This window comes from Spirosoma flavum (assembly GCF_042686045.1).
In the GTDB taxonomy this organism is placed as follows: domain Bacteria; phylum Bacteroidota; class Bacteroidia; order Cytophagales; family Spirosomataceae; genus Spirosoma; species Spirosoma flavum.
This window is the reverse complement of sequence record NZ_JBHUOM010000043.1, coordinates 44,844-67,893: the sequence shown is the minus strand read 5'-3', so window position 1 is coordinate 67,893 and position 23,050 is coordinate 44,844. Positions and strand designations below refer to the sequence as shown.

24 protein-coding genes and 1 pseudogene are annotated in these 23,050 nt (G+C 44.9%); 14 read left to right on the top strand and 11 right to left on the bottom strand.

Annotated elements, in window-relative coordinates:
* The first annotated feature begins 28 nt into the window (after positions 1-28).
* Positions 29-295, top strand: coding sequence for a response regulator transcription factor (locus tag ACFS25_RS28595; RefSeq protein WP_381508144.1), 267 nt, complete (start codon positions 29-31; stop codon positions 293-295).
* Here the strand turns inward: ACFS25_RS28595 and ACFS25_RS28590 are convergent.
* Entirely contained in the window at positions 292-1,137 is an 846-nt protein-coding gene (locus tag ACFS25_RS28590) for a glycosyltransferase family 2 protein (protein ID WP_381508142.1), read from the bottom strand. The genes ACFS25_RS28595 and ACFS25_RS28590 overlap by 4 nt on opposite strands.
* Positions 1,138-1,553: 416 nt before the next feature.
* Here ACFS25_RS28590 and ACFS25_RS28585 point away from each other — a divergent pair, with 416 nt between their 5' ends.
* From ACFS25_RS28585 to ACFS25_RS28575, 3 genes are all read left to right on the top strand, one after another.
* A complete protein-coding gene (locus ACFS25_RS28585) occupies positions 1,554-1,787 on the top strand; it encodes a hypothetical protein (RefSeq protein WP_381508140.1) in 234 nt (77 codons plus the stop codon).
* Positions 1,788-2,112: 325 nt separating this feature from the next.
* Positions 2,113-2,346: a hypothetical protein gene (locus tag ACFS25_RS28580; protein ID WP_381508138.1), complete on the top strand. Its 234-nt coding sequence runs from the start codon at positions 2,113-2,115 to the stop codon at positions 2,344-2,346.
* Between the two features lie 294 nt (positions 2,347-2,640).
* Positions 2,641-3,768: a 6-bladed beta-propeller gene (locus ACFS25_RS28575; RefSeq protein ID WP_381508136.1), complete on the top strand. Its 1,128-nt coding sequence runs from the start codon at positions 2,641-2,643 to the stop codon at positions 3,766-3,768.
* Here the strand turns inward: ACFS25_RS28575 and ACFS25_RS28570 are convergent.
* A pseudogene (locus ACFS25_RS28570) lies at positions 3,765-3,959 on the bottom strand (hypothetical protein); the annotation flags it as partial. The gene ACFS25_RS28575 and the pseudogene ACFS25_RS28570 sit on opposite strands and share 4 nt — an antisense overlap.
* Positions 3,960-4,391: 432 nt before the next feature.
* On the opposite strand from ACFS25_RS28570, the gene ACFS25_RS28565 reads away from it, so the two are divergent.
* Positions 4,392-4,796 carry a DUF1573 domain-containing protein gene (locus tag ACFS25_RS28565; RefSeq protein WP_381508134.1) on the top strand — a complete coding sequence of 135 codons (405 nt, stop codon included), beginning with the start codon at positions 4,392-4,394 and terminating at the stop codon, positions 4,794-4,796.
* Between the two features lie 386 nt (positions 4,797-5,182).
* Here the strand turns inward: ACFS25_RS28565 and ACFS25_RS28560 are convergent, their stop codons facing one another.
* The 4 genes from ACFS25_RS28560 to ACFS25_RS28545 form a co-directional block, all read right to left on the bottom strand.
* Positions 5,183-8,293, bottom strand: a complete 3,111-nt coding sequence (locus ACFS25_RS28560) for an efflux RND transporter permease subunit (protein WP_381508132.1) — start codon at positions 8,291-8,293, stop codon at positions 5,183-5,185.
* A complete protein-coding gene (locus tag ACFS25_RS28555; RefSeq protein ID WP_381508130.1) occupies positions 8,290-9,375 on the bottom strand; it encodes an efflux RND transporter periplasmic adaptor subunit in 1,086 nt (361 codons plus the stop codon). The genes ACFS25_RS28560 and ACFS25_RS28555 overlap by 4 nt, the downstream gene beginning before the upstream one ends.
* Positions 9,372-10,916 carry a DUF6734 family protein gene (locus tag ACFS25_RS28550; protein ID WP_381508128.1) on the bottom strand — a complete coding sequence of 515 codons (1,545 nt, stop codon included), beginning with the start codon at positions 10,914-10,916 and terminating at the stop codon, positions 9,372-9,374. The genes ACFS25_RS28555 and ACFS25_RS28550 overlap by 4 nt, the downstream gene beginning before the upstream one ends.
* Before the next feature lie 728 nt (positions 10,917-11,644).
* A complete protein-coding gene (locus ACFS25_RS28545; protein ID WP_381508126.1) occupies positions 11,645-13,336 on the bottom strand; it encodes a TlpA family protein disulfide reductase in 1,692 nt (563 codons plus the stop codon).
* Positions 13,337-13,749: 413 nt separating this feature from the next.
* Between ACFS25_RS28545 and ACFS25_RS28540 the strand changes: the two genes are divergently transcribed.
* The 4 genes from ACFS25_RS28540 to ACFS25_RS28525 all read left to right on the top strand — a co-directional run bounded on the left by ACFS25_RS28540 (position 13,750) and on the right by ACFS25_RS28525 (position 15,194).
* A complete protein-coding gene (locus ACFS25_RS28540) occupies positions 13,750-14,052 on the top strand; it encodes a hypothetical protein (protein ID WP_381508177.1) in 303 nt (100 codons plus the stop codon).
* Positions 13,965-14,174, top strand: coding sequence for a transposase (locus ACFS25_RS28535; protein WP_381508124.1), 210 nt, complete (start codon positions 13,965-13,967; stop codon positions 14,172-14,174). Before ACFS25_RS28540 ends, ACFS25_RS28535 begins: the two co-directional genes overlap by 88 nt.
* Positions 14,175-14,357: 183 nt before the next feature.
* Positions 14,358-14,858, top strand: coding sequence for a hypothetical protein (locus ACFS25_RS28530; RefSeq protein ID WP_381508122.1), 501 nt, complete (start codon positions 14,358-14,360; stop codon positions 14,856-14,858).
* A gap of 3 nt (positions 14,859-14,861) precedes the next feature.
* Positions 14,862-15,194 carry a transposase gene (locus ACFS25_RS28525; protein WP_381508175.1) on the top strand — a complete coding sequence of 111 codons (333 nt, stop codon included), beginning with the start codon at positions 14,862-14,864 and terminating at the stop codon, positions 15,192-15,194.
* A gap of 136 nt (positions 15,195-15,330) precedes the next feature.
* Here ACFS25_RS28525 and ACFS25_RS28520 read toward each other — a convergent pair whose 3' ends face one another.
* Together ACFS25_RS28520 and ACFS25_RS28515 are read right to left on the bottom strand one after the other, a co-directional pair.
* The gene (locus ACFS25_RS28520; protein WP_381508120.1) at positions 15,331-15,987 is read right to left on the bottom strand and encodes an FkbM family methyltransferase; all 657 of its coding nucleotides are present in this window, start codon (positions 15,985-15,987) and stop codon (positions 15,331-15,333) included.
* A gap of 657 nt (positions 15,988-16,644) precedes the next feature.
* Positions 16,645-16,989 (bottom strand): hypothetical protein, encoded by a 345-nt coding sequence (locus ACFS25_RS28515; protein ID WP_381508118.1) that lies wholly within the window; start codon positions 16,987-16,989, stop codon positions 16,645-16,647.
* A gap of 349 nt (positions 16,990-17,338) precedes the next feature.
* On the opposite strand from ACFS25_RS28515, the gene ACFS25_RS28510 reads away from it, so the two are divergent.
* The 3 genes from ACFS25_RS28510 to ACFS25_RS28500 all read left to right on the top strand — a co-directional run bounded on the left by ACFS25_RS28510 (position 17,339) and on the right by ACFS25_RS28500 (position 19,051).
* Positions 17,339-17,656 (top strand): transposase, encoded by a 318-nt coding sequence (locus ACFS25_RS28510; protein WP_381508116.1) that lies wholly within the window; start codon positions 17,339-17,341, stop codon positions 17,654-17,656.
* Positions 17,653-18,540, top strand: a complete 888-nt coding sequence (locus tag ACFS25_RS28505) for an IS3 family transposase (protein WP_381508115.1) — start codon at positions 17,653-17,655, stop codon at positions 18,538-18,540. The genes ACFS25_RS28510 and ACFS25_RS28505 overlap by 4 nt, the downstream gene beginning before the upstream one ends.
* A 271-nt stretch (positions 18,541-18,811) precedes the next feature.
* Positions 18,812-19,051, top strand: coding sequence for a hypothetical protein (locus ACFS25_RS28500; protein WP_381508113.1), 240 nt, complete (start codon positions 18,812-18,814; stop codon positions 19,049-19,051).
* A 175-nt stretch (positions 19,052-19,226) separates the two neighbouring features.
* Here ACFS25_RS28500 and ACFS25_RS28495 read toward each other — a convergent pair whose 3' ends face one another.
* Complete coding sequence (locus tag ACFS25_RS28495; protein ID WP_381508111.1) at positions 19,227-19,865, bottom strand: hypothetical protein; 639 nt, start codon at positions 19,863-19,865, stop codon at positions 19,227-19,229.
* Between the two features lie 51 nt (positions 19,866-19,916).
* Positions 19,917-21,011, bottom strand: coding sequence for a replication initiation protein (locus ACFS25_RS28490; protein ID WP_381508109.1), 1,095 nt, complete (start codon positions 21,009-21,011; stop codon positions 19,917-19,919).
* 863 nt (positions 21,012-21,874) lie between these two features.
* Here ACFS25_RS28490 and ACFS25_RS28485 point away from each other — a divergent pair.
* Positions 21,875-22,126: a helix-turn-helix domain-containing protein gene (locus ACFS25_RS28485; RefSeq protein ID WP_381508107.1), complete on the top strand. Its 252-nt coding sequence runs from the start codon at positions 21,875-21,877 to the stop codon at positions 22,124-22,126.
* Positions 22,127-22,200: 74 nt separating this feature from the next.
* Positions 22,201-22,473, top strand: coding sequence for a helix-turn-helix domain-containing protein (locus ACFS25_RS28480; protein WP_381508105.1), 273 nt, complete (start codon positions 22,201-22,203; stop codon positions 22,471-22,473).
* Between the two features lie 14 nt (positions 22,474-22,487).
* On the opposite strand, the gene ACFS25_RS28475 is transcribed toward ACFS25_RS28480, so the two are convergent.
* Positions 22,488-23,042 (bottom strand): RodZ family helix-turn-helix domain-containing protein, encoded by a 555-nt coding sequence (locus tag ACFS25_RS28475; protein ID WP_381508103.1) that lies wholly within the window; start codon positions 23,040-23,042, stop codon positions 22,488-22,490.
* Between the last annotated feature and the right edge of the window lie 8 nt (positions 23,043-23,050).

Here is a 23,050-nt window from a genome sequence, read left to right as displayed (position 1 = left end):
TATTACCACACACTAAACTACTTATCGCATGCCCTTCCCTTCCCGAATATCCATTGCAGAACACTATCTAACTGCCCGTGAAACTGAAATTGTCTGGTACTGTGCCAACGGACTAACCACCGAAGCCATAGCCGAAAAACTGTTTATCAGCACCGATACGGTGAAACGACATAAGGACAATATCCGGGAACGATTCAACCTGCACGGCTACAACTGTCTGCATGAGTTTGCTCTGCACAGGAAGGGCGAACTGGCAAAATACATAAACGCCGATTCACTTTACCGGTTGCCTTAGTTAGTGTCTAAACAAATCTGCACGCCGGGAATGCGCAGCCCCTGCTCGTTCTCAATACGGTCGGCGGGGTTGTAGCTATACTGCCGCCAATGTTTTATGGGCGATGCGAACAGGCAACCTACTCGCAGTTTGCCCATTAGTGTGAGCAGATACGCCAGTCGGGTATAAGCCATCTCGAACTTTGACTCTAGTTGGTTATCCATAAAAATCAGTTGGTTGGCCTGCTGTGTGAACAGAATAGGCCAGTTGCAGTAGGCATACGCACCAACGCCATAAGAGAGGCCGTTACATATGTCTGTATAGTCGACACAAACATTTGATGCCAGAAAGAACTCACGTGGGTCTGCTTTCATAATTTCCTGACGATCGGGTTCATATAGAGACTGTAAAGCAATGTTCTCGTGATTTGTGTTGTATACCTCGCTGAAACAAAGTTTCATAAAGCTCAGCGACTCTTGTTCTAAGATGTTGACCGCGTCCTCAAAGAGCGTAGCGTGATAAGTTTTAAAACCTGCTCTACACACAGCAGACAATGAGTTACGAAGCAACATATCATCCTCGAAAAAAATCATATAATTTTGGCCTGACTCCTGAAAGTGAGTGGCAGCCCGATACCGACCGCCATTAATACCGAGGTTTTGTCCACTGCTAATAACTTTAAAGTCAAATTCAGCGAATAAACTATCGTATTCTTGCCGAACTGCCGGATCATCTGAGTTATTAATAACGTATTTTGGCAATATTGAGAATGCGTTCAATTGGGCGGAACTAAACGATTCGCACCAAAGTCGAAACTGACTCGGAGTATTGTAGGTGAGTACATAAATTGATATTGGTGGCATTATTTCGCTTCTTTTCTCTATGTAGCAAACCTATGAAGTAAACCTGTATCATAAAATGGGTATTAGTGCCTATTGATTAAACAATTTTCAAGTAGGACTTTTGAGAAATTCAAACATTAAGAGTCAATGCAGGCTTATTTTTAGGCAGTTATATTATGATCAAGTTCCAAAGTCCGGTATAACTATCTAACAGGAGCCTCAAAAATCCACATAATCGGTGAGTAATGATACTCTGTCGGACCACGCCAAGATTTTTTGACAGAAATTGAGTTTGGTTAAGGCACGTGGGTTATTAATTACTCCGTTAGATCAATAAAACTTTGGATTGTTAGTTATAGAGAATTGTTATGCATTTGCCTCATATTTAAGTCACCTTCTAGCTTAATAATCGTTCACTAATTTTAAACAAAAAGTCAATGGAAACGAATATTGAAAGAAAAAAAATTTCAAAAATAGCATTGATTACCACGGGTATCTCTTTGGGGTTAACTTTAAGTGCCTCACTTTTTAGTTATGCTCAAACTTCAGGGGGTGGTAGACAAGTTATAGAAACAGTGTGCAGAAACGGCAGTGGCGGTATTATTGGCTACGGAAATAATTGTAGTAATGGTGATGGTTGCTGCAGCGCTAATAGCTGCCTTACTGCGTAATTCAGTAATCCATCGAGCAACCCGGGTTTTCGCTATTTGTAGCGGAGTTAGTAAGCGCTGGAAAGTCTGATTCGGCCTACGACCAAACTTCTTAAACTGATTGCTGACCGTATTTTAGTTGACACCTAGGACACTGACTGTATCGCGCACTTCGATACCATTGTGTATCATGTGCTCAATTTGTTCTTTCATTGACTCAGTGGCCGTGAGCTTTGTGGGTGCAGGTTTGGACGAAGGTTCGTCAGAAGACATGACACCGGAACGTTGCGTACCTGTACGAATTGAAGTGAAGATCTTGATTTTAACATTTTAAACCTTTACAGCAATGGAAAACAGACAATTGAAGAGATCGAAGCAGGCAAAAGTAGCCTTATTGTCATCAAGCTTGGCCATGGGAATCGTTTTAGGTACTTCCCTTTATAGTATTGCCCAATCATCAGGTGGTGGTGATACGAAGTATCCAATCAGAGTTGAATGCTATAATGCCGATGGGTGCCAAACTGGAGTTGGTACAGTATGCGGTTATGGTGGTAGTGGGTGTTTTGGTAATGGTTGCTAAACTGTGTCAGCCTTTGGTTTATTTTTGTCCAAGAGTGAGGAGTGAAATCTTGTTAAGCTGATTACGCTGCAAAACAAGCACTTAACCCCGCCTTTTGCTATACTGCACGCTCAAAGTCCAGCACTAAGGTTGGATCGGATCTTCGCTTACTAAGTACAAGGGCAACAGGGGTTAAAATGGCTTCGCAACCAACCTCTGCTGCCCTTTTTTCATTTCAAGCCTATAACTTTATACAGCTTCGACAGCTTTACTCAAGTTTCTACTCGTAGTTGCAGATCAAATTTGTTCAAATCAATGAAACATCAGAATACTATTTTTTTAGCCGTTGTGTTTTTCTTGTTAATTTGTTGTTCCAAAAAAACAAATGATACTTCCAATGTGGATTTGTCAGCACCTGTTGAAAAAATCGATTTGGAACAAGTTAATAATTTATTAAATGAACATGTCATTATTAATAAATACGTAAAACTCGAGAACATAAAGAAATCATATTTGGCTGAAGTCTCCAAAGTAGTGAGTGCTAACGGATTTTATTATATATTAGACAGGAAGTATTCTTCTCTTAAGTTATTTAAAAATGATGGAAGGTATATAAATGATATTGGACACATAGGACAAGGACCCGGCGAATATTTAAATGCTGATGATTTTTATGTGCACAATGAAAAAGTTTATTTATTGTCTAACAGTAGTAGATTAATAAATATTTACGATTACAAAGGCAAATTTGAAAAGTCCATACCGCTGCATTTTTTCGCATTTGGAATGACAAATTTAGAAAAAGATTCTGCTGCTTTTTTTGTAAACTATAATACTAGTGAAGAGTTTAGTAACTTACTTTTTACGGACAAAGATATTAAGGTTAGTAAAAGATATTTTCCGTTTGTTCGTAACATTCCATCATTCGCATACTCCGGTTTTTTAGAGAAATCTGAAAATGTTCTTTATAGTAATCCATTAAGTGATTCAATTTTTACAATTTCAAAAGGGAGAGTATTTCTTAGCTATATTGTAGATTTAGGTTCAAATAAATGCCCTGAAGAAATAAAGGCAGATCCCATTAAACTGGACAAAAAGATTATGGACATTTCATACGTGGGGAACCCTGCAATGGAAACTAAAAATCATTTTATTTTTCAGTTTGTTAAGAATAGACTAATCAGGTATTGCATTTATAATAAAAAATCAAAAAATACTTTTGTCAACAAAGTTCGCGTCATGATTGATACGTTCTCAGGGCCTTTAGGTTATAGGGACAATCGTATTATAAGTGTTATTCTTACTGAGAACTTTTTGAACTCCAAGAATATAGAAGCTTATAATTATATAAAAACAAAATACCCAAAATTATTTCAAACATTAAAAAGCCTTGATGTTACTGATAATCCAGTTTTAGTTGAGTTCTCAGTGAATAGCAACTAATATATTAGAGTTTTTACAACGGAGTAAATTTGGTAGTCATAAGTTTGTAATGATAGATTGTAGTGTGTCACCACAAACCGGATTGATTTGATATGCCGAATCAATTTTTTGGAAAAGGACAAACTTAATCGAACCAGCCGAGAACAGCGTTGATGAAGCGTACAGAATAGTTCGACGGAAACATGACACGTAGAAATGAATTTGGCGACCCAAAACTACGGCCCGACTACGGCCTTTGACGACCATCATTACTTTTTAAGGACTACCATACCACGATTTTCGGCAGCTCAACTATCATTCCCGGCAGATCAATCTTAGTTTTCTACGTTGATCATTGAGTTGGATTTAGGGTAGCAGGGAGTAGTCAAGTCGTATGCCTGTCAGGCCGTTAGTCAACCAAAGAAGAAGCCAAAAGGCAGTGAGTTAACCCCTGAAGAGAGAGGCAAACTGTTATAAGAGTTCGAGCCGAATTCGGATTGAATACGCCATTGGTAATTTGAAACGGTATTGGTATCTGAGTGACAAACTGCGTACCCGAAAGGCAATTCTTTACGAAACGCCGCTGTGAGTTTGTGCCGGCTTGTGGAATTTTATTTTGAATAACTGATAATCACCTTTGCAACATGGCTAATGTTATTTTGTCTATTATCACACGAATCAAATTTTCTGTTACATTATTAATGTTACTAATCTTTTTTTCATTATTTAGTTGTTCCAATTCTATAACTTCAATTTTTATCACAAATGAAACCATTGACTTGGGTGAAATAAAAAAAGCAAATTTAATAAAGGCGAAATTTGAAATCAAAAATGTTGGTAACAACGAGTTGTTAATAAAAAAAATTTATGCTGATTGTATCTGTACTAAAGTTTCTATAGAAAAGTACGAAGCGAAGCCAAATGAAGTTATTTTTGCTCAAGCATGGTATAATAATCAAATACTTGGACCTTTTCAACAATTAATATTTTTAGAGGGAAATACACATCCTACTAGACATATTTTAATAATTAAAGGAAAAGTAATATAAATGTTATGTAAATTTATTTATGTACACATTTAATTAGAGCGTGTTGACAATTAGGTATAGATTTTGCTTTTAACTCACCCACCTGGTTTACATCGTTGGGCTGAGGGAACTTTTTGGCAGACGCTTTTTTCTTGAGCCGAGGCAGATAGCTCCCTTCTTCGGCTAATCGTTTGGCGATTTCGCCCTCTTCTTCGATCAACTCGATTAAGTGCTGGATCGGTCTTTCGGGTGATCTTCAAACTTGGCCGCGGCTTGATCGATGTTGAGCATGCCTCGGTGGATTTCTTCCGCTACGGCAGCCTGGCACCATCTGCCAGTCGCATGTTTTTTTGTGATTCATAATGCGAAGTTGAACCAGAGATTGCAAAAAGTTAACCGGTTTGTGGTCAATTTTTTCCCAGACTAGCCAACAGTAGTGGAATCACCGTCCAGGAGACCAGAACGCCCACGCACATTCCACCAATGACCGAAAGGGCCAGCGGTTTTTGCAACTCTGAACCCAGCCCTCCGCTGAACAGAACGGGCATCAGTCCCAGCACGGTAGTCAGAAAAGTCATAATCTGCGATTTCAGCCTCCGTTGCCCCGCCGACCGGATAGCATCCATCAGCGACATCGAATCGATGCTTCGGTTCATGGTGTCGATTTTCAGGATAGAGTCGTTATCCAGCAGCCCAATCAGCACGACCATGCCAATGGCCGACAAGACGTTTAGGCTGTTTCCGAATACGTACAGCGTACATATAGCCCCGGCCAATCCCAGGTTGATAATCAATAGCACGATGAGCGGCTGCTGCACCGACTCGAACTGTGCGGTCAGGATGCAGAACAGCAGTGCGATGGCTACGGCAATGATGCCTGGCAACTCGTTCAAGTAGCCCTGATCGCGGAAATACCGACCCGACCAAGTGGTGAGCAATCCCGGCTCCGCACTCACCAGCCGATTGACCTGCTCCTGCACGGCCAACGCCGTTTGGCTGTCGATCTCGATGTCGAGTGGAACGTAGGGGCCTTCCTTGTCGGCATAGATGACTTTGTAATCGGTCTGGGGCGTAATATCAATTAGGCTGCGGAGTGGAATGGCCTGTTTCTGGCGGCTATACACCACGGCGTTCTGCCAGTTGTCCGCTACGCCACTAGCCGATAGCACCAGCGGAATGAACCGTTGCTCACTTTGCAGGATCGTTACTTCGTTGTTGTTGAGCACGGTTCTTAGCGTTTGTAAAATGGGTTCCGGCGCCACGTCATATAGCAATAGCTTATCGGTGAGCAACCGGATGGTGAGCTGATTCTGATGACCGATTAGTTTGATCGGCACATTGTGCTGCTGCAACGTTCTGACGATGCGGCTGCTCACCGATGCATCGGGAGCCTGCTGCCCACGGGCGTTGTGGAGTTTCAGCCGCAAGGCGGGTTCGGTACTGCCAAATAACTGCTCGAACAGATTCCTGGCGGGTCTGATCTCGAACACGGCTTTCGGATACTGCCCCATCAGCCGTTTTGTCAGCGTTTGGGCCAGCTGCTCGTAGTCGGCTTCGGAATTGGTGCGTAGACTCAGCAGGGTCTGATTAGAGGTTTGCTGCAACTGCCGATTCAGCAAAAACTGCTGCTGCCCCAGAAACGCACTGACGTAGGACGGTGCTGGGCGCAGCCGGTTTGTCAGCTGGGCGATACGCTGCTGATTTTCGGTGACGGAAACAGGTTCGTTCCAATCAATGAAGGCTTCGAGTTCGTTGCGGCTCACGGCGGGCATACCCCGCTTTTCAATGTGCAAACCCGCCCAGGCAGCCCCCGCCAGCAACAGCACCAGAATCAGCAGCAAACCCGGTTTGTAGCGGAACGCAGACGAAAACGTAGCGAGGTAGGCCCGTTCGAGCCAGCGCGTTACGAGCGTGGGCGGTTCGGGTTTGCGGGCAACCTGCCGACGATAGATCAGGTAGTACAGCACCGGCACGAGTGTGTAGGAACACAGCAGCGACACACCCAGGGCCAGCGACACCGATACGGCTTGGTCGAAAAACAACGCACCCGCCAGCCCGCTTAGCAGCAACAGCGGCAGAAACACCGCCGAGTTAGTCAGCACCGACGTAAATAGGGGACGGATGACTTCATCGGCACCGACTACACAGCTTTCTTCGACCGACAAGCCCGCTTCCCGTTTTTCTTCGATGTTTTCGAGGATGATGATGGCACTATCGACAATCTCGCCCATGCCCAGCACCAGCCCGGCCAGCGAGACAATGTTGATCGACAGCCCCAGCAGAAAAAAACCGCCGAACGTAATGGCTATCGACACCGGAATCACTAGCCCGATCAAAAGCGGCAACCGCCAGTCACGCATGAATAGGAAAATCATGCCGAAGGTCAGCAGCGCACCCGTCAGCAAGTTGCTGATGAGGTTATTGATCGACAGGTCGAGCAGTTCGGTCTGGTCCTGACTTAGGCTGAAGCGCAACTGTGGATAGTCGCGCCCAAACTGCGCCAGCAGCTTGTCCAGTTCGTTGCGCAGGTGCAGCAGTTGCGCATCGCTCTGCTTGATGATGGCCAGCCCGATGCCGCGTTGCCCGTTAAAGGCATACAGTCCCCGGAGCGGCCGTTCGCGCACCGACACGTCGGCCAATTCGCGCAACGGAATCAGCCGGGTGGGGGCTTCAGTGCGGGATTCCTGCGCGGTCAACACGTTATCGGCGAAGTAGCTCACGCGCGGGTCGTTCTGCGCCGACGGGTCGGCCCCACGCCCGCCAACGGCCAGCAGCACGTTCTCTACGTCTTCGACGCGCTGCAACACCGACGAAAAACGGATGTTGTATTCATAGGCCCCATCGCGCACGGTGAAGTTACCGGGTTGCAGGTTGGCCTGTTTGAGCGCGTCGGTCAACTGCTGCTCGGTCAAGCCCAGGCTGGCCAGCTTACCCGGATTGACCTGCACCACCACCTCCGGCTGCGACAGCCCCGTAGCATCGACCAGCGCCACGTCGGGCAGTTGTTCGATGCGCCGTTTCAGCACGTCCTCGCTAAACTCGCTTAGAGTCAGAAAATCGCCTGTATCGCCTGCGCCGGTTGTGTCTGCGGGCAGCACGTTGAGCGTAAAAACCGGAATGTCGCCCGCACCGGCTTTGATGACTTTGGGGCGTTCGAGGTCGCGGGGCAACTGACCGAGTATCTGGTCAATTTTTTCGTTGGCTTCCAGATAAGCCAGCCGGATGTTGGTGCCGTAGCCAAAGCGCAGTGTCAGCACCGACAGGCCATCCTGCGTGACACTTCCGATATCTTCGAGGTGGTTGACCTGCAAAAGCTGATTCCGTAGCGGCTGCTCGATGGTGCGCTGCAACTCCCGCGCCGAGGCCGATGGGTAGCTGACCTGCACGGTTATCTCTGGCACCATAATGTCGGGCAGTAGCGAGACGGGCAATTGCCGGAACGCCAGCCCACCCAGCACCGCCAGCCAGAGTGTGACCACACAGACGGCAATGGGGCGGTGCAGCAGGTAGCGAATCATGGCTGCTCTACCGTTACGGGCGCACCGTGGCCCAGGTTCAGTTGCCCTGACACAATTACCGGCTCGCCCGCCCGCAGCCCCTCGCTGATGGCTACCTCTGTGTCGTTCTCGTGGGCGACGGTGACGTAGTGCCACTTGGCCAGCCCGTTCTCGGCGGTGAAGACCACCTTCCGGCCCGACCGCTCGACAACGGCTTCTTTTGGGATAATGACCTGACCCGGCACCCGCCGTTCAATCACCACGCGGGCGTTCATGCCCTCGAACAGGGCCGCATCGGGGTGGTTGATACGAGACTTCACCAGCACCAGCCCCTGCGCGTTGACCAACGGATTGATTTCGGCTACCTGCCCGCCGTAGCTACGCCCCGACAAGGCAACCGGCTTCACCTGCACTGGCAAGCCAACCCGCACGGCGGGCAGTTCGGTTTCCAGCACCGAAAACTCGACCAGCAGACCGGCCCGGCTCAACAGGGTGCAAAAGGGTTCAAACGAGGTGATGAAGTTATAAGGTCTGGCGGTGAGGTTAGCTACTACGCCCGCATAGGGTGCCCGCAGGATGGTGTAGTCAAGTTGTTGCCGGGCCTGCATCAAGGCGGTTTGGGCCTTGTAGTAGCCGCTTTTTGTCAGTATAAACGCCCGTGCGTTAGGCTGCTTGACACTCATCGTATCTATGTCCTCGCCGTTGTACTCGGCAATCAAGGCGCGAAGTTGCACCTTAGCCTCGGTCAATTGGTCCTGCGCCACCCGCAGGTTTATCAGCTGATCGCGGTCATCTAAGCGGGCCATTACCTGCCCCGCTGCCACGGGCTGCCCCGTGCGGACGGCAATTTCACGAATAGTGCCGCCAATGCGAAAACTCAAGCGGCTTTGGGCCGGTGCGCGGACCACGCCATTGGACAGCGAACGCAGCCAGAACGTACCGCTACGGGCCGGTTGGCACCTGACTACTACGTTCTGAGCAGCAGCCGGGCGGTTCATGACCATGCTGTCGGCCAGCGAAGCGGTGGACGTAGCCGGGCCACAGGCCGACAACAGCCGACAAAGTGCCAGCGTAATGAGTACAAAAAGGGTGGTTTGGGTCATAGCACGGGTTCGAGGATGCCATGATACAAAAAATGCCGGATCTGCCCTAACAACGTCGCCGACAACTCCGCAAGGTTGGCTTGTAGCTGGTAAGACAAGACCTGAGCCGCCACCGACTCAATTAGCTTTTCGATAGATAACGGCTCTTCCAGCGTGTCTAAAACCAGTATGTTCAGCACGTCTAATAGCTGTTCCCGAACCAATTTCTGATGAGGGTAATAATACAGCAGTACCTCAAAATAAGCAGGTTCGGTTTGCAGGTTATCATACAGACCACGGTCTGCGGTTTGCCCAGCAAATTCGTTGGCTTCGACCCAGTTCCATTCTGATTCTATTCTGACGCAGCGGTCGCTCCGACGAACGACAGCCTGCCGATAGGTTGCAGCCGGTTGAGCCAGCAGTGTATTGACCTGATTAGAGGAGTACCGCCACTTTTGCCAGTTAGCCGAAATCTCTGGTAAGTCCTGCACATACGCCTGGCGACTTGATTCATATTGCCAGACATCTATAAGTCTATCCTTGTGCGGGCCATCAGGCAGGTTCTCTATCAATTTCGCTACGTCTTTTACCGCTATGCTGCTGTCACTTTGAATTAAGCCAAGTGTCTGTAATGCGTATAAAGTTCGGTAAAACGGTCGTGGCTGTTTGGGTGCTTCAGAGGTCTCAACGTAATGATGCGTAGCTGCCAACTCCCGGCAAACGGTAATCACCCGTTCATATAACTCCGGTGATTCGAGCCATAACCGTTGTGCCAGTTGCTCACAGGCGGTTGGGTTACGCTTGTAATTCATCAAATGCACATACGCATTATCATTGGGTAGCTGAACAAAATCAGCCATCTGATAATCGCAGGGAGGGCCAAATTCTCTGGGTGTTAGATAATCAATAGGTATGTTTTTGGCATCTGCATAGTTCTTAAAAAGAAATTGCTCTGCAAATATGTTTAGTGGTGTATAACGACACTTTCGTATGTGAGCATCGTTTTTCTCCAAGAAGTCATTCAATACGTTGATTAATTCGTTGAAAAACTGCGTATTGTTTCCGCCTATAATCCCAGCATTTACTGCAGTTAGTCTACCTAAAGCATCTTTCTTGATAAACTCCGGAATGTAGCTAAAGTACGTATGAATATCCTCATATGCCTCAACATATGTATCAAGGTCATACTCAAAATTCTGGGCAAATAAGGGTGCGTTTTTTAGCTTTTCATCCAAGTTATTAAAGAGATAAGCGTCAATATCAACATGGACAAACGGCTCCTGTTGGATGGAATAAGAATAAACTTTGTTCGGCATCCAGAGAAAGTTAATGCGTTTAATACTCTCAAGCTCAGTGGAGATACGTGTATAAGGTAATTGAAGCCGTTCGACCAGTTGCGTTCCTTTTTCATCAGATACTAAACTACATGTATCAAAATGACGAGCTAATAATAAACTGCTTAAAGTCCAACTAAATAGATGAAATCGCACGTCAAGCCATCCGCAGCTATAATCTATGCCATCATTTAGTTCGTTAAACCAAATACTCTGAACGGCTATCATACATTATATTTTCGAAGCATCAAAATACCTACTCTTTATCGTTTCAATACAGTTCTGGGTGAGCTTAGGTTCGAAGCTGTTCGGTACAAATAAATTCTCACACACAGCTTTTTTTGACAAGGCGAACAAGAATGGCACATATTGTATATCCACTTCAGGTTCCTTATAGTTTACTCCTAAAATCTTCAAATCGCTTCCACGCTCTTTTAAATTCCATAACAGTGGCCCTTAGTCTATGGAATGAAACGATATCGGATTTTGGCAAACCGGAATCGACTCAAAGTGACTGCTCTTGCTAGACAGAATATAATGAAGATCTGTAGTAAGCGCCGTGAAATTACATTAACTTGTCAAGCACTGCTTGACAAGTTAATGTAATTTCAATGTGACTATTTTGTTATTGATGTACAGCCTGTGCCAACGTTTCGTAGGCTTGTCTAGGCCGAGGCTCCCGCTTATTTTGGCTTAAATTGGGTACAATCCAGTGTCGAATCTTCGCTGACTAGGTGAAGCCATTACGTGTCGGGTCGTTGAGGGCATTCGTCGTCAGGTGTACTGCTTATTTCGGCATGGGTTGGATGAATTACGGGATCGGTGACTAAATCACCGGTCGGTTGTAAAGGTAATACCACTTTTGTCCCGTCTTTAGGAGAACGAGTTAATCGACGCTTACAAACTCACTTAGAAGTGGAAGTTAGACCATGACAGACTTCATACGCTTCACCCCTTTACTTTAGCAGTGCCGCCAAGTCATCCTTGCCTTTTATCGCTAACAGCCACGTGATAGCCCCTGACTTATAGACCCCCTTTTGATCGATGAGGGCATAACTTGGGTAACCACTGAAAGCGAACAACTGCGCCAGTTTCGCATCCAATGCTTCGTCAATGAAAAAGTGAATACCAGGTAGTTCTAACTCAGCTATTTTTCGTTTCCACTTGCTCTCGTCCGAACCTTGGGCTGTGCAGACATAGACAAAGACCACTGGCAGGTCTTTGGCGTCCTGTTGCAGTTTTTTACTGTGCGGCATTTCTTGTAAGCAGGGCGCACACCAGGTGGCCCATCGGTCAAGCACGATGGCCTTCCCGACGAAACTCTGCTTAAGCTTGGCTAGAAAATCTACTCCGCTCATGTCGGAGAGCTTGTATAACGTTGCCCCAAAATCAGTTTGCTGTAATGGGCTTCCAAAACCGGTTGCGGTTAGCGAATTTCCGGAAGTGGCTAATGCTTTATTAACCGAGGCTATTTGATCAATAGTACGAGCGTATTCGTTCTTGGCCATCACCTTACACCAGCCAGTGGAAATACTGGGCAGTATCTGTTCCAAGGCCGCTTTCTGTTCGGCAATATCCTTGCTGGTATTCAGCTGCAACTTCAGGATGTCGGCCCTTGCCGGTGAGTAGAGACTATCCAGCCAACGAATCCCTTTGGCAATCATCCGATCCTGTCGCAATCTTCGCATTCTGGGCCCCAATTGTTTGGTCCACTGGTCCCGATGGGCAGGAACGGGCGAAAGCGTTTCGGTACTCCGCAAGGAATCAAGGGCTGCCTTTTCCGGCTCAGTCAGATCAGACAAACGGGCCACGTCCTGCCAACTGACCGTCACTCGATTGGCGGGAAGTTGGCGAAAATAAGCGGACAGGTATAGCTGAAAGGCCATGTTGCTATTAGATAGTAGATAGGTCTTATGCTCCTTGATTTGACGGAAAAGAGCAGGTTCCATCGTATGTCTCCAGTAATAAACACAAATCTGGTTATAAAACTCGGACAGGCGCTCATTCTCGAGTAGCCAGCCGTAGGGGGACGGATGAGTCGCTACAAACTCAGCCTGAATCGTTTTCAAGGAGTCGAAAATAGGGGTGAAAGCGGCCAGCACTTCTGTCTCTACTGGGTGTTGGGAGGGGCGAATCTGCTGCACGCGAGCAGAAAGGGCCAGTTGGTCGGCCCGTCTGAAGAGCATATACTCATTCATGTACTCGTTTAGGGCCCCATCTTCGCCTAGATACCGAACGCCGTCTGCCTTAAAAGCAAGCTCCTTTCCGGCTGCTTTTAGTTTGGGTACGTCTAATTCGACATGTAGCTGTTTATTGGCGTAGAGACCGGTGTAAAACAGCTCGCCGAAATGTACCCAAATCTGCTGGTAAGGCAGCGGATAGTCCAGTTCCAATTGAAAGCTTCCGTCCGCGGCCAAGTGAGCGGTTTTTGTTTTCTGTCCTGCCAATGTAACGAGCGTATACGTGATGGTCGTTCCCGTTATTTCCTGTGGACTTACGTGGAGGAGTTTACCGGTGACTTTGGGTATCGTCCGTTGGGTAAACTGGGCATCGAATTGCGGATCTTCGATAGCGACAACGCCAGCCGGTTGTGCAAGGCCAACGCTAATGGTAGTGAGTAAAAACCAAATTGTGCTGTAGGCTTTCATAGTTTGTATATGGAGTTCGATTAATGGGCTTGGAATAGTCAAATATAGGAAAAATTATTGCGATCCTAAATACACAATCCATATCACAAAGCGCCTATTTTCCTGACTGACCTCCTCCCAATAAACTGGCTCTTAGGTACTTTGTGTGGCTTGGCTATTTGAATGACCTGATTTGTTGCTTCTAGTGTTCTACTTGAATGAGCGCTCAGCCCCCATTTCCTGTGTACCTTCCGAATTACCAAATCATGCACTGTTAACCCCTTGACGAGAGCTACATCCTAACCGCCGATTCAATCAACAGGCAGGCTAACTGTCCACTTTGCCACCAAGTCTCAAGCCTATCAAATGGGTTTTATTATTATAAACCTACCGATTTACCCATTAGCGACAAAGTAATCCAACTCAAACTACGGATGCGACAGTTTCGCTGTCTGAACACAGCTTGTTCTAAGCGAACCTTTAGTCAACCTTGTCCGGATTGGCTACCTGCTTATGCGCGTCGTACTACCCGGTTAGCTCACGCTCAACGAAGTGTATCTATGATGTTGGGAAGCAAAGCCGGTAGTCGCTTACTGACTCAGTTGTACATGACTACCAGTCATGAGACGTTGCTACGACTCATCCGAAAGTGGCAACCGGTTGCTCTGAATACACCCCTGCCTTGGGCGTTGATGATTGGGCGATACGAAAAGCCAGGACCTATGGTACAATCTTAGTCGATCTGGATCGACATCAACCTATCGATTTGTTGGAAGGCCGTACGGCCGAAGGGCTACGAGATTGGCTAAGAGCCCATCCTGCTGTGAAAGTGATTACGCGAGATCGTTCAGGAGAATAGGCACGAGGTGCTCCCTCACAAGCACCTCGTGCTCAGCAAGTTGCCGATCGATGGCATTTGTTGCAAATCCTGGAGCAAGTTTTGGAACGAATACTGACCAGTAGCTACCATCGACTTCGTAACTTATCGACTTCGAAAATGAGCTCATCGGCACAGCAACCCACTAAGCGATGAGCTTATATTATGCGGGACTATTCGCAAAATGAACTGGAGGCCCGCCATAATAGTCGGCAAAGGCGACTGGCTTATTACCAGACAGTACAACAGTTACATCAGGCGGGTTGGTCCATTCGCCAGATTAGTCGGGAATTGAACTTGAACCGGACTACGGTGCGACGGTATGCTTTCGCCGAATCGTTTCCTGAGCGAATCCGTCGTCCGACAGGTCGCATTATGCTGACGCCCTATCTGGCCTATTTAGAGAAACGCTATCAGCAAGGTTGCCGTAATGGGCAACAGTTATGGCGGGAGCTTTGTCAGCAAGGCTATCATGGTTCGGACAGCCAACATACTGAATGGCTCAGTCGACGTCGGGTAGAGGATACACCGCCAGTCGAAAAGCAGAATGTTATTGGTGATTCCCTGCCTAGTCAGTCGTTTGTTGATGAGCATAGGCCACCTCTTGAGTTACCCTCTACTCAGCAATTAGCTTGGTTTATGGTCCGTCCAGCCTCTTTTTTGTAAGAGATTGACCAGCAACTTCTGATCCATATCTGTCAAGACACCACCTTTAACCAAGTTTATAATCTAGCCAAGGAGTTTGCCGCTGTGGTTCGCGGGCGCCAAGTGGAGGTATCAGACGACTGGTTGATTCATTGTCAGAGCGCGTCGGTCGCTCTGCTGCAACAGTTTGGGTCGCGACTTCAGGAGGACTATGCTGCTGTACGAGCAGCTCTATCTACTGAATGGAGCAATGGTCAGACCGAAGGTCAAGTGACCCGGGTCAAGCTCATCAAGCGGCAGACGTATGGGCGAGCAAAGTTGGATTTATTACGACAACGAGTGCTTTTTCGATGCTAAACCACACAAAGTGCGTAAAAGCCGGAAATTGAGGGTACCTCCGTTGATTAAGTTGTTCATCAATCAGTTTTTTTTCGGCATTCAACATTGTTAAGCCATCACCCAAGTCTTCAAACTACATCAACTGAAGACACTGTCATACAGGGTAAAATAATATATCTTGTGTATTATTATGAAAATGAACAGGGCGATAATTAGCCTCATCGAACAAGCGTTGATAGATGAACTTATTATGCGTGTTCCAATTTGGGTGTAAAGTACCCCAGCCAACCTCTATATACAATACTGGGCGACAAGACTTAATAAAGTTCATCCCGCCTTCAAGAACGTAGCATTCAAACCCCTCAACATCAATCTTCATAAAATCACACGGAGGTCCATTATAACTGTCAAGTGTTCTAATAACACACTGTTCCTCCAACATATACTCGTAGAAATTAGGTGGTTGTTTAGGGTCTTTTTTTAAAAACGTATTCCAGCCAGAAGGATTGTGTGTCTTATAAAGAGGCTGGATGCTGTCGGTGGCACCCAAACCGAAGTTGTTGAAGTATACGTTTGGCAATGTGCTTAAAAGGCGTCGACTATACTCAATATGTGACAAGCATGGTTCGAACAAATGTATCTCTTTGTAGTCTGAAGTATATTTATGGACCAGTTCTGCAAACACTCCTATATTAGAGCCTATATCATAAATTGTTTTGTTTTCAAACAAATATTTGTGCGATGAGATGAACGGCTCCAACATGTAGATAGTAGACGTGTGTAATAAATCATAGTCTTCTAATGTGTACATAGTCGTGATTGTGTTATTGATCGCTTTAGGTATTGATTATCAGCTTGAAGAAGTAATTCCCTGTTCACGCATTTCTGTGAGTTGCTCGTCTTAGAAGATCAAATTCTGTTCACCTTTCAGGACACGAATATAATCAAACCACATCTCAACTTTTTGTTAAACGTGTAATATTATCGGGCCACCTCTTTGCAATTCCGTTTAGCCATTAGCATACGTTGCCGTTAATGAGCAAATGGTCACATGGTGAGGTTTTATTTATGATTCTGCATTGTGCCCCATTTTAACTGAATTGCCAACGTTACTGACGCATTTTGTACGATTCGACAGAACTTTCCTTTAAGACGATAGCATCAAAAAGTGTGGGGCAACTGGCATCTTACCCATAACTGAATAACTTTGAGTAGGCTATGAAACGGTCAGATGGGAAAACGCCTTACTAACGCCCGTCATCTTGAGTAATCATCTTTTCTCAAACTGATCAGAGCTTGACCATTTAGATATATTCTTTAGGACTTTGTAATTAAGTGATTTCCTCGGCACTGATACTGCTTCTGGCATGATCAAACTGGTCACCTGACTTAAGCTTTTCGCAAATAGAGCATGGTGATGCCTTGGCGTAGTTGAATAGGATATGTGTCGAGTTCGCGGTCAACGAACTTAATTGTCATTAGGCACAGGCCGGGTGAAATAGTAGGGGTCAATGAAGATAATGTTGAGCCGCTCATGAACTTGCCCTTTGATGCGCTCGGTATGTTTCAAGAGGTGCTCATCCCGGCTGGCAACTTTGGTGAGGGTGGCATCTTCAAAGTAGCGAAAGGCGCAGTACCAGTAACGGTAGTAGTGATGGTAGTTAGGAGAGCAACTCTGATAAGCCTGGGGATTCTCCCGCAGCGACCGTAGAATTTGACCCGTCTGGCGTAGCTGCTCGTTTTGTCCCACACTAAGTTGCTCAAATAGTGAACGATTGAGTAGTTCATCCCGACTATTACGCAAATGCAACATGACCTTATCGTTGGTAGGCGTACGGTGGATAGAATACTTGTGCTTTTAATAAAAGGAAAGTGAGATAGTCGGCTGATTATAGTTGAGGAGTTTGAGATTCTTGAAGGGTTTACTGGGTCGGTAATAAGGGGCATACTGGCTTATGAATTGCATAGGAATGAAGTAGGCACTGATAGAGTTGTGCAACAGCCACGCCCCTTTTAAGCGACGGTCACCGGACTTCTAGCGATTACATCAATTTAAGCTATACAGTATCTCAAGTTATTTCTCACAAATCAAAGTCAAATTTTCAGTAGTATGAGATGGTCTAATTAATCGGGACACTGCAAGTGCTTAACTTCGCAGAGTCATGAAAGAGCAAAAAAGCACCAAATCGGCTTCCCGCCGAAAGTATGACCAGGATTTCAAGACTGAAGCCCTGCGTATGATAGCCAATGGGCGTAGTGTACTACAGGTGGCTCAGGCACTGGGTGTGGGTGAGAACTTACTTTATCGCTGGCGTAGCCAACAAGAATCGCCCACCGGCTTGGCAAAAGGGAAAGAAAAAACAGATACTCCACTCACTATCGAAAATGAGCGATTGCGCCAGCAAGTCCGTCAGCTCGAACAGGAACGGGAAATTTTAAAAAAAGCCTTGGCCATTTTCAGCCGACAGACCTCCGGTTGATTTATCAGTTTATCTGTCAGCACATCGATGAGCATGCTGTCCAACTCTTGTGCAAAGTATTTGGTGTTAGTCGCAGTGGCTTTTACAGGTATCAGGCTGGTGAAACCTATCAGCCCACAGAGGGGAAGAAAAAGTTGACTCAATCGGTTGAGGAAAGCTTTCTTGATCATTGCCAACGCTACGGAAGCCGTCGGTTGGTCGAAGAACTTCGCGATCAGGGTTATCAAGTGAGTCGGTATCAAGTACAACAGCTCATGCAACAACAGGGATTACGAGCTATCCAACCCCGTATCTTTGTGCCGCGTACCACCGATAGCCGCCATGATGGCCCATTTAGCCCTAATCTGCTGTTGGAAGCCCCGCTACCAACAGCACCTGGACTAGTTCTGGTAGGCGAAATTACGTACATTGCCTTGGCGGGCGGAGAGTGGGCGTATTTGGCGGCCTGGATGGATCTGTTTAGCCGACGTATCAAAGGTTGGCAGGTAGAAAAACATATGGAAGCTTCGCTGATACATAAAGCCCTCAAAAAGGCGTTAGTGGCTTATCCGATTCAGGAACAAGCGATTGTCCATTCTGATCGTGGCGGTCAATACATTGACAAAGGCTTTCGTTTAACGCTGAAAGATAACCAGTTACGCCAAAGTATGAGTCGTCCTGACGATCCATATGACAACGCTTTTATGGAGTCTTACTGGTCGAGATTGAAGGCTGAATTGATTCAGGATGGCATATTTCAGAACCTTGAGGATGCCCGTACCGAGTTATTTGAATATATCGAGTGCTACTATAATCGAAAACGTAAGCACTCATCGTTGGGCTACCTGAGCCCGGAACAGTTTGAAAACGAGTATTATCTAAATTTGTCAAAAACTAAGCACTAAACTGTCCCGCTAAACCGAACCACCCCAGTACACATGAGTTTGTGAGACTAGTTTTTCTCCTATATGACTGCTTACCTCTATTTCGGTAAAACCAGTACAGTTTTACAAATATGTAAGAATGTATCTTACTGATGAACGAATACCTTCACTTCACCCCTTAAAACAAGACATTCACCCCCTCACCAACTAATTAGGCTAGTTCGCCAACTTTTGTTGCCATTACTAGTGAATAGGTGCGAATTTGGATACACTTAACTAATCCAACTCTATCATGGTAACGGCTCATGGTCAAAAAAATGCTTTAGACGAGTTAGCAAAACTCGTTGTTAAGCCGCAACTCTTTAACGTCGAGGATATTATCAGAATGGCACGACTTCTCAAAAAGACCCCCACAGAGATTTTTGAGAGTATCCTTACTGAAATAACTGAAATGAACATTGGATTGATGGATGAATGTCAAATGGTCGCTGATAAGGTCTTAGACAAGAAATTTAATCAGTGTCATAATTGAAAACGCTGACATAAGTTATAACCAAAGGCCACTTTAACAAAGTGGCCTTTTTCTTTCATTAATCCTTTTTCTAATTATAAATTAGTAATTAGAAATTAAGGAGGAGCCAAAAAAAAACAGCCTGGTACTATTGGTCTGCTTTTTTGCTTTTACCTACACTACCAAGTAAACTTTCTCAACCTTTGGATACTTTTCTTAGCATCTTACAGTAAACAGTATATTCATCCCCATTCAAATAAAACCAAGAGGTAGGAGCCGGTTCAATTTCTTCATGCTCGCCCCAATGGAAATCCCCCGTACTTTTATTGTGATAGTAGCTAAACGTTACATCGTACTCAAATCCGGTTAGTTCATTGTAAGCATCATAGCGCTTCACCAGTAAAGCAATAGGGTCATTTAGCGACTTCCGTAACTGGTATTCGGTAGTACTGCCATTTGGGACCGCGTACACGGTGTATGTGCCTATGGTATGACTAGGGACATTGGCAAAGTTGTTACTTGACCCCTCAACGGAAATCGTTACTGTTTGCGCTCCGGCTGGCTGAATACTTATTTTATAACCACCGCCCTTTATACTTCCGTCAGGTTTTGAAAGTGAAAGGTTTCCTTCACGGTAACTTCTAACGCCAGTTCCAGATTTAAAACCAGCATCAACTAACACCGCATCGTATGTACCTGATATCCTTTTAACAGGATCAGGATTTTCAGTAAACTCTATCTGGTTGTTTACAGTAACTATGTCCGGGTCTTTTTTGCAGCCACCAGCTAGTACCAGAACGACACCCAATAGGCCAAAGAATCTATACGTGTTCATAACGTCGGAGTTTGTTGTTGGCGATTGCTTAACGCTTTTTTCCCCCCTGTTCTATTCTTCTGCTCTAAATAAGTCCATAGTTCCTATGATCGAGCCAAGCGCTTTAGGACTTGCAGTTTTACGAGGAGCCGTTGCTTTAGGTGCTATTTCCTTTTTCTTATCTCTAACGTTTTCAAGGCTCAGGGACTTAACCATGTAAGCTGTAGCATTCTTGACGTTTTTACGCCGCCCTGACGCTACTTCTGAATGAATACGAAGGAATGTATCAAGTTTATCAGAATTGTCCGTTATAGCCGATTTCTGAGCGTTGTTCAAGGTGTAATTTGAAAACCATTTCCACGCTAGGGCAACCGCTTCCCCTACAGGCATATTATTGATATACTGCTGGTTTTTATCTGACTCGCTTTCAACCTGACTATGTGGTGTTATCTTGACAAACTTTAGTGCAGTGACTCTCTTCCCTTCTTTTTTAACAGGCTGATAAGTAAACGACATTCCTGTTTTGGCCTTAATTTCATTGTTTGCTACGTCTAGACATTTCCTTGTGAAGTCGTAGAACTTGAATGTATCGGGTACATTGAGGATGTGCATCAAATGGTCTACTTCATATATGAACTCATTCTTTCTATAATGACTCATTATAATTTCATATACTCTCTTAGAGTATAATGAACCTAACGAGCGCATAACTTCATAATCATAACTTGTCCATGATTTTCCCAGTTCCGTATAGTAAGGGACAGCACCGGAAAACATGGTGATTTTTAAGCACATTTTACCTTTGCTCATGATATTTTCGACGAGGGGGAAAGGTATCATATACTTGAAAAAACGTTCGCCTTTCTCATTGGTGTAAGCGAATCCTTGTTGTTTCAACTGTAATGACTTAGCCGCTCGCTCTATCTCATTATAGTTCCTGCTTTTGCTGAGATCAGAGAAAGGAAGTAAAAACTCAACATTCTGATTAGGAAAGAGAGGTTGGCCTTTTTCGAAATAGCGAATCGTGAGTTGGTTAATAACCATCACAACTATGTTCTTCTCCAACGCGGTGAACATCTGCCGGGATTCAGTAATCAGATTGGGCTGGTAGTTGTTCTTCTGCTTCTTATTTGGCACAATCATTAGATTTTCCTCTGAAACCGACATAAGGATAAGGTTAGGTTATTTTGAAAAACGCTTGCAATTTATAAATAATTATATCACTGCCAAATATGAGTTGATCAAAATTACCGTATTCCCAACTACTTATATTTCAGTATATTAATAATCGTCGTGTTCGTAGCTAAGTCGCTTTTACTTCGTATCCAAGTCGTTTTGTGGTTTTAGACAATGGTAGAAAAATCTACCATTACACAATCTACTGATAGTTAGCGCCTAACATCTGCTTATTAGTGCTAATTTATCAACATCTATAGGCACCCACCTCTAAACATGAATAACAATTAATTAAGAATATATTGCCATATTCCGGGGTAACTACCTGTACAAATAGCTTCGTACTCCGGTCGCTTTTTGAATTTGCCTTGCTACTTCTCTTCAACTTCGTACTCTAGTCGCTTTTTGAATTACAGAGCACTTGAAAAGTCTCTTCGTATTCCGGTCGCTTTGTGTGACTACAGGTAGTACTTTAGTCGCTTTTATTTCGTATTTCGGTCGCTTTAACTTCGTACAATAGTCGCTTTAACTTCGTACTCTGGTCGCTTTAACTTCGTACTCTGGTCGCTTTAGTGTTAGTAAAATACTAATAGTCAAGCACTTAAATTGCCTCTAATCTATCAAATTTTAGAAATTTTTAGAGAATTTAGACAAACTACTAAAAAAAGGGACAAAGGGGAAAAAAAGACAACAAAAACCAAACTGGTTATATCATAATTTCAATTTTTTTTAGCATAAAACCGTGTAAATGCTAAAAAAATCTTTCGGCAACTATAAATTTAGTTATTTAAGTTGTGCTTTATGTGGTAAATAGTCCGTAGACAAATAGACTACATAGCCACACCTTTGCCAAAATGGGAGCAACCGCTAAGGTTTTATCTGTAGCCTTTGGTAGAGCTATGAGAGAAGAAAGGTTGAACAAAGGTCTTTCTCAAGAAGAACTCGCTTTTCGTTGTAATTTGGATAGGACTTATATTTCGAGCGTTGAACGTGGTAAGGTAAATCCAAGCATACACATAACTTGGCTAATTGCGGTAGGTTTAGATATTCCGCTATGGGTACTGATTAAATCGGCTGAGGAGTTGGCCAGTAATAAGGAAAAGTAGGATAAGCTCAAAAGACAAGTCTTAACACAGTCGTTGGACCTACCTTTTGTTGATGCAGATAAAAAAATTAAACTATGAAGGATTCTAATAAGCCTGATTCAAAGAAGTTGTCAGACCTTATAAAAGAGTCAGATATAACCTTACAAGACCTGGCAGAAGTCTTGAATTATAATCGTGCTACAATTCGGGAGCGAAAAAATAACCCAGACCAGTACACAATTGCAGAGATCATGAAACTTTCCAAAGTACTTAAACGGACACCAACCGCGATAGTAAAAATAATTTTGAGAGAGCTTAATGATATCTCAGATGAAAAAGATCAATTGAATGAGAAAGACTCAAAATAACTAGTCTGTAAACGCTATACTAAGTCTTTCAGTTTTTTGTACAAAGGATGCAGAACTATAAGTTCGTCAATGACTTCACTTTGCGTCTTGTTCTCCAACGAACTTATCATATTCAACAATTTATGTGCTCGTGGTGATACCCTTGCAGCGTTCAGCGGTGCAGCAGGTGTATCACTAGTCTTTTTATTCTTCCCTTCTCGTTTAGTTGATGCTGGTTTAGGTGCTGGTTCTGGAACGGTAGTTTCAGAAAGTGTAGGTTCAGGAGTTGCAGGTTCAGAGTGCGTAGACTCATCATTTGTAGATTCAATACCCACAGCGATAGAAGGCACGGGTTCAGGAGTTGTAGACTCAACCGAAGGGGACAGGGCGATAGCAGGAGTCTCTGTTTCGGTGATCGGGGCCGCAGGGTCGGGAGCCGAGGTACCTTGTTCCATTGGTGGAGTTGGGGTTGATGCGTTGTCATCATTCGCAGTATCTACACTGTTAAGCGTTTTTGTAGCTTGTTCAGCCGCTTTTTCCCTTGCGTTTCTGGATACTAATCCAAAGCCTTTTGTTTTTCCCGTTGTCATATCTTAAG

What these genes read in the sequence shown, in the direction of transcription:
- ACFS25_RS28595 (WP_381508144.1), top strand. Translation starts at nt 29, where the DNA reads ATGCCCTTCCCTTCCCGAATATCCATTGCAGAACACTATCTAACTGCC.
- ACFS25_RS28590 (WP_381508142.1), bottom strand. Translation starts at nt 1,137, where the DNA reads ATGCCACCAATATCAATTTATGTACTCACCTACAATACTCCGAGTCAG.
- ACFS25_RS28585 (WP_381508140.1), top strand. Translation starts at nt 1,554, where the DNA reads ATGGAAACGAATATTGAAAGAAAAAAAATTTCAAAAATAGCATTGATT.
- ACFS25_RS28580 (WP_381508138.1), top strand. Translation starts at nt 2,113, where the DNA reads ATGGAAAACAGACAATTGAAGAGATCGAAGCAGGCAAAAGTAGCCTTA.
- ACFS25_RS28575 (WP_381508136.1), top strand. Translation starts at nt 2,641, where the DNA reads ATGAAACATCAGAATACTATTTTTTTAGCCGTTGTGTTTTTCTTGTTA.
- ACFS25_RS28565 (WP_381508134.1), top strand. Translation starts at nt 4,392, where the DNA reads ATGGCTAATGTTATTTTGTCTATTATCACACGAATCAAATTTTCTGTT.
- ACFS25_RS28560 (WP_381508132.1), bottom strand. Translation starts at nt 8,293, where the DNA reads ATGATTCGCTACCTGCTGCACCGCCCCATTGCCGTCTGTGTGGTCACA.
- ACFS25_RS28555 (WP_381508130.1), bottom strand. Translation starts at nt 9,375, where the DNA reads ATGACCCAAACCACCCTTTTTGTACTCATTACGCTGGCACTTTGTCGG.
- ACFS25_RS28550 (WP_381508128.1), bottom strand. Translation starts at nt 10,916, where the DNA reads ATGATAGCCGTTCAGAGTATTTGGTTTAACGAACTAAATGATGGCATA.
- ACFS25_RS28545 (WP_381508126.1), bottom strand. Translation starts at nt 13,336, where the DNA reads ATGAAAGCCTACAGCACAATTTGGTTTTTACTCACTACCATTAGCGTT.
- ACFS25_RS28540 (WP_381508177.1), top strand. Translation starts at nt 13,750, where the DNA reads ATGCGACAGTTTCGCTGTCTGAACACAGCTTGTTCTAAGCGAACCTTT.
- ACFS25_RS28530 (WP_381508122.1), top strand. Translation starts at nt 14,358, where the DNA reads ATGCGGGACTATTCGCAAAATGAACTGGAGGCCCGCCATAATAGTCGG.
- ACFS25_RS28520 (WP_381508120.1), bottom strand. Translation starts at nt 15,987, where the DNA reads ATGTACACATTAGAAGACTATGATTTATTACACACGTCTACTATCTAC.
- ACFS25_RS28515 (WP_381508118.1), bottom strand. Translation starts at nt 16,989, where the DNA reads ATGTTGCATTTGCGTAATAGTCGGGATGAACTACTCAATCGTTCACTA.
- ACFS25_RS28510 (WP_381508116.1), top strand. Translation starts at nt 17,339, where the DNA reads ATGAAAGAGCAAAAAAGCACCAAATCGGCTTCCCGCCGAAAGTATGAC.
- ACFS25_RS28500 (WP_381508113.1), top strand. Translation starts at nt 18,812, where the DNA reads ATGGTAACGGCTCATGGTCAAAAAAATGCTTTAGACGAGTTAGCAAAA.
- ACFS25_RS28495 (WP_381508111.1), bottom strand. Translation starts at nt 19,865, where the DNA reads ATGAACACGTATAGATTCTTTGGCCTATTGGGTGTCGTTCTGGTACTA.
- ACFS25_RS28490 (WP_381508109.1), bottom strand. Translation starts at nt 21,011, where the DNA reads ATGTCGGTTTCAGAGGAAAATCTAATGATTGTGCCAAATAAGAAGCAG.
- ACFS25_RS28485 (WP_381508107.1), top strand. Translation starts at nt 21,875, where the DNA reads ATGGGAGCAACCGCTAAGGTTTTATCTGTAGCCTTTGGTAGAGCTATG.
- ACFS25_RS28480 (WP_381508105.1), top strand. Translation starts at nt 22,201, where the DNA reads ATGAAGGATTCTAATAAGCCTGATTCAAAGAAGTTGTCAGACCTTATA.
- ACFS25_RS28475 (WP_381508103.1), bottom strand. Translation starts at nt 23,042, where the DNA reads ATGACAACGGGAAAAACAAAAGGCTTTGGATTAGTATCCAGAAACGCA.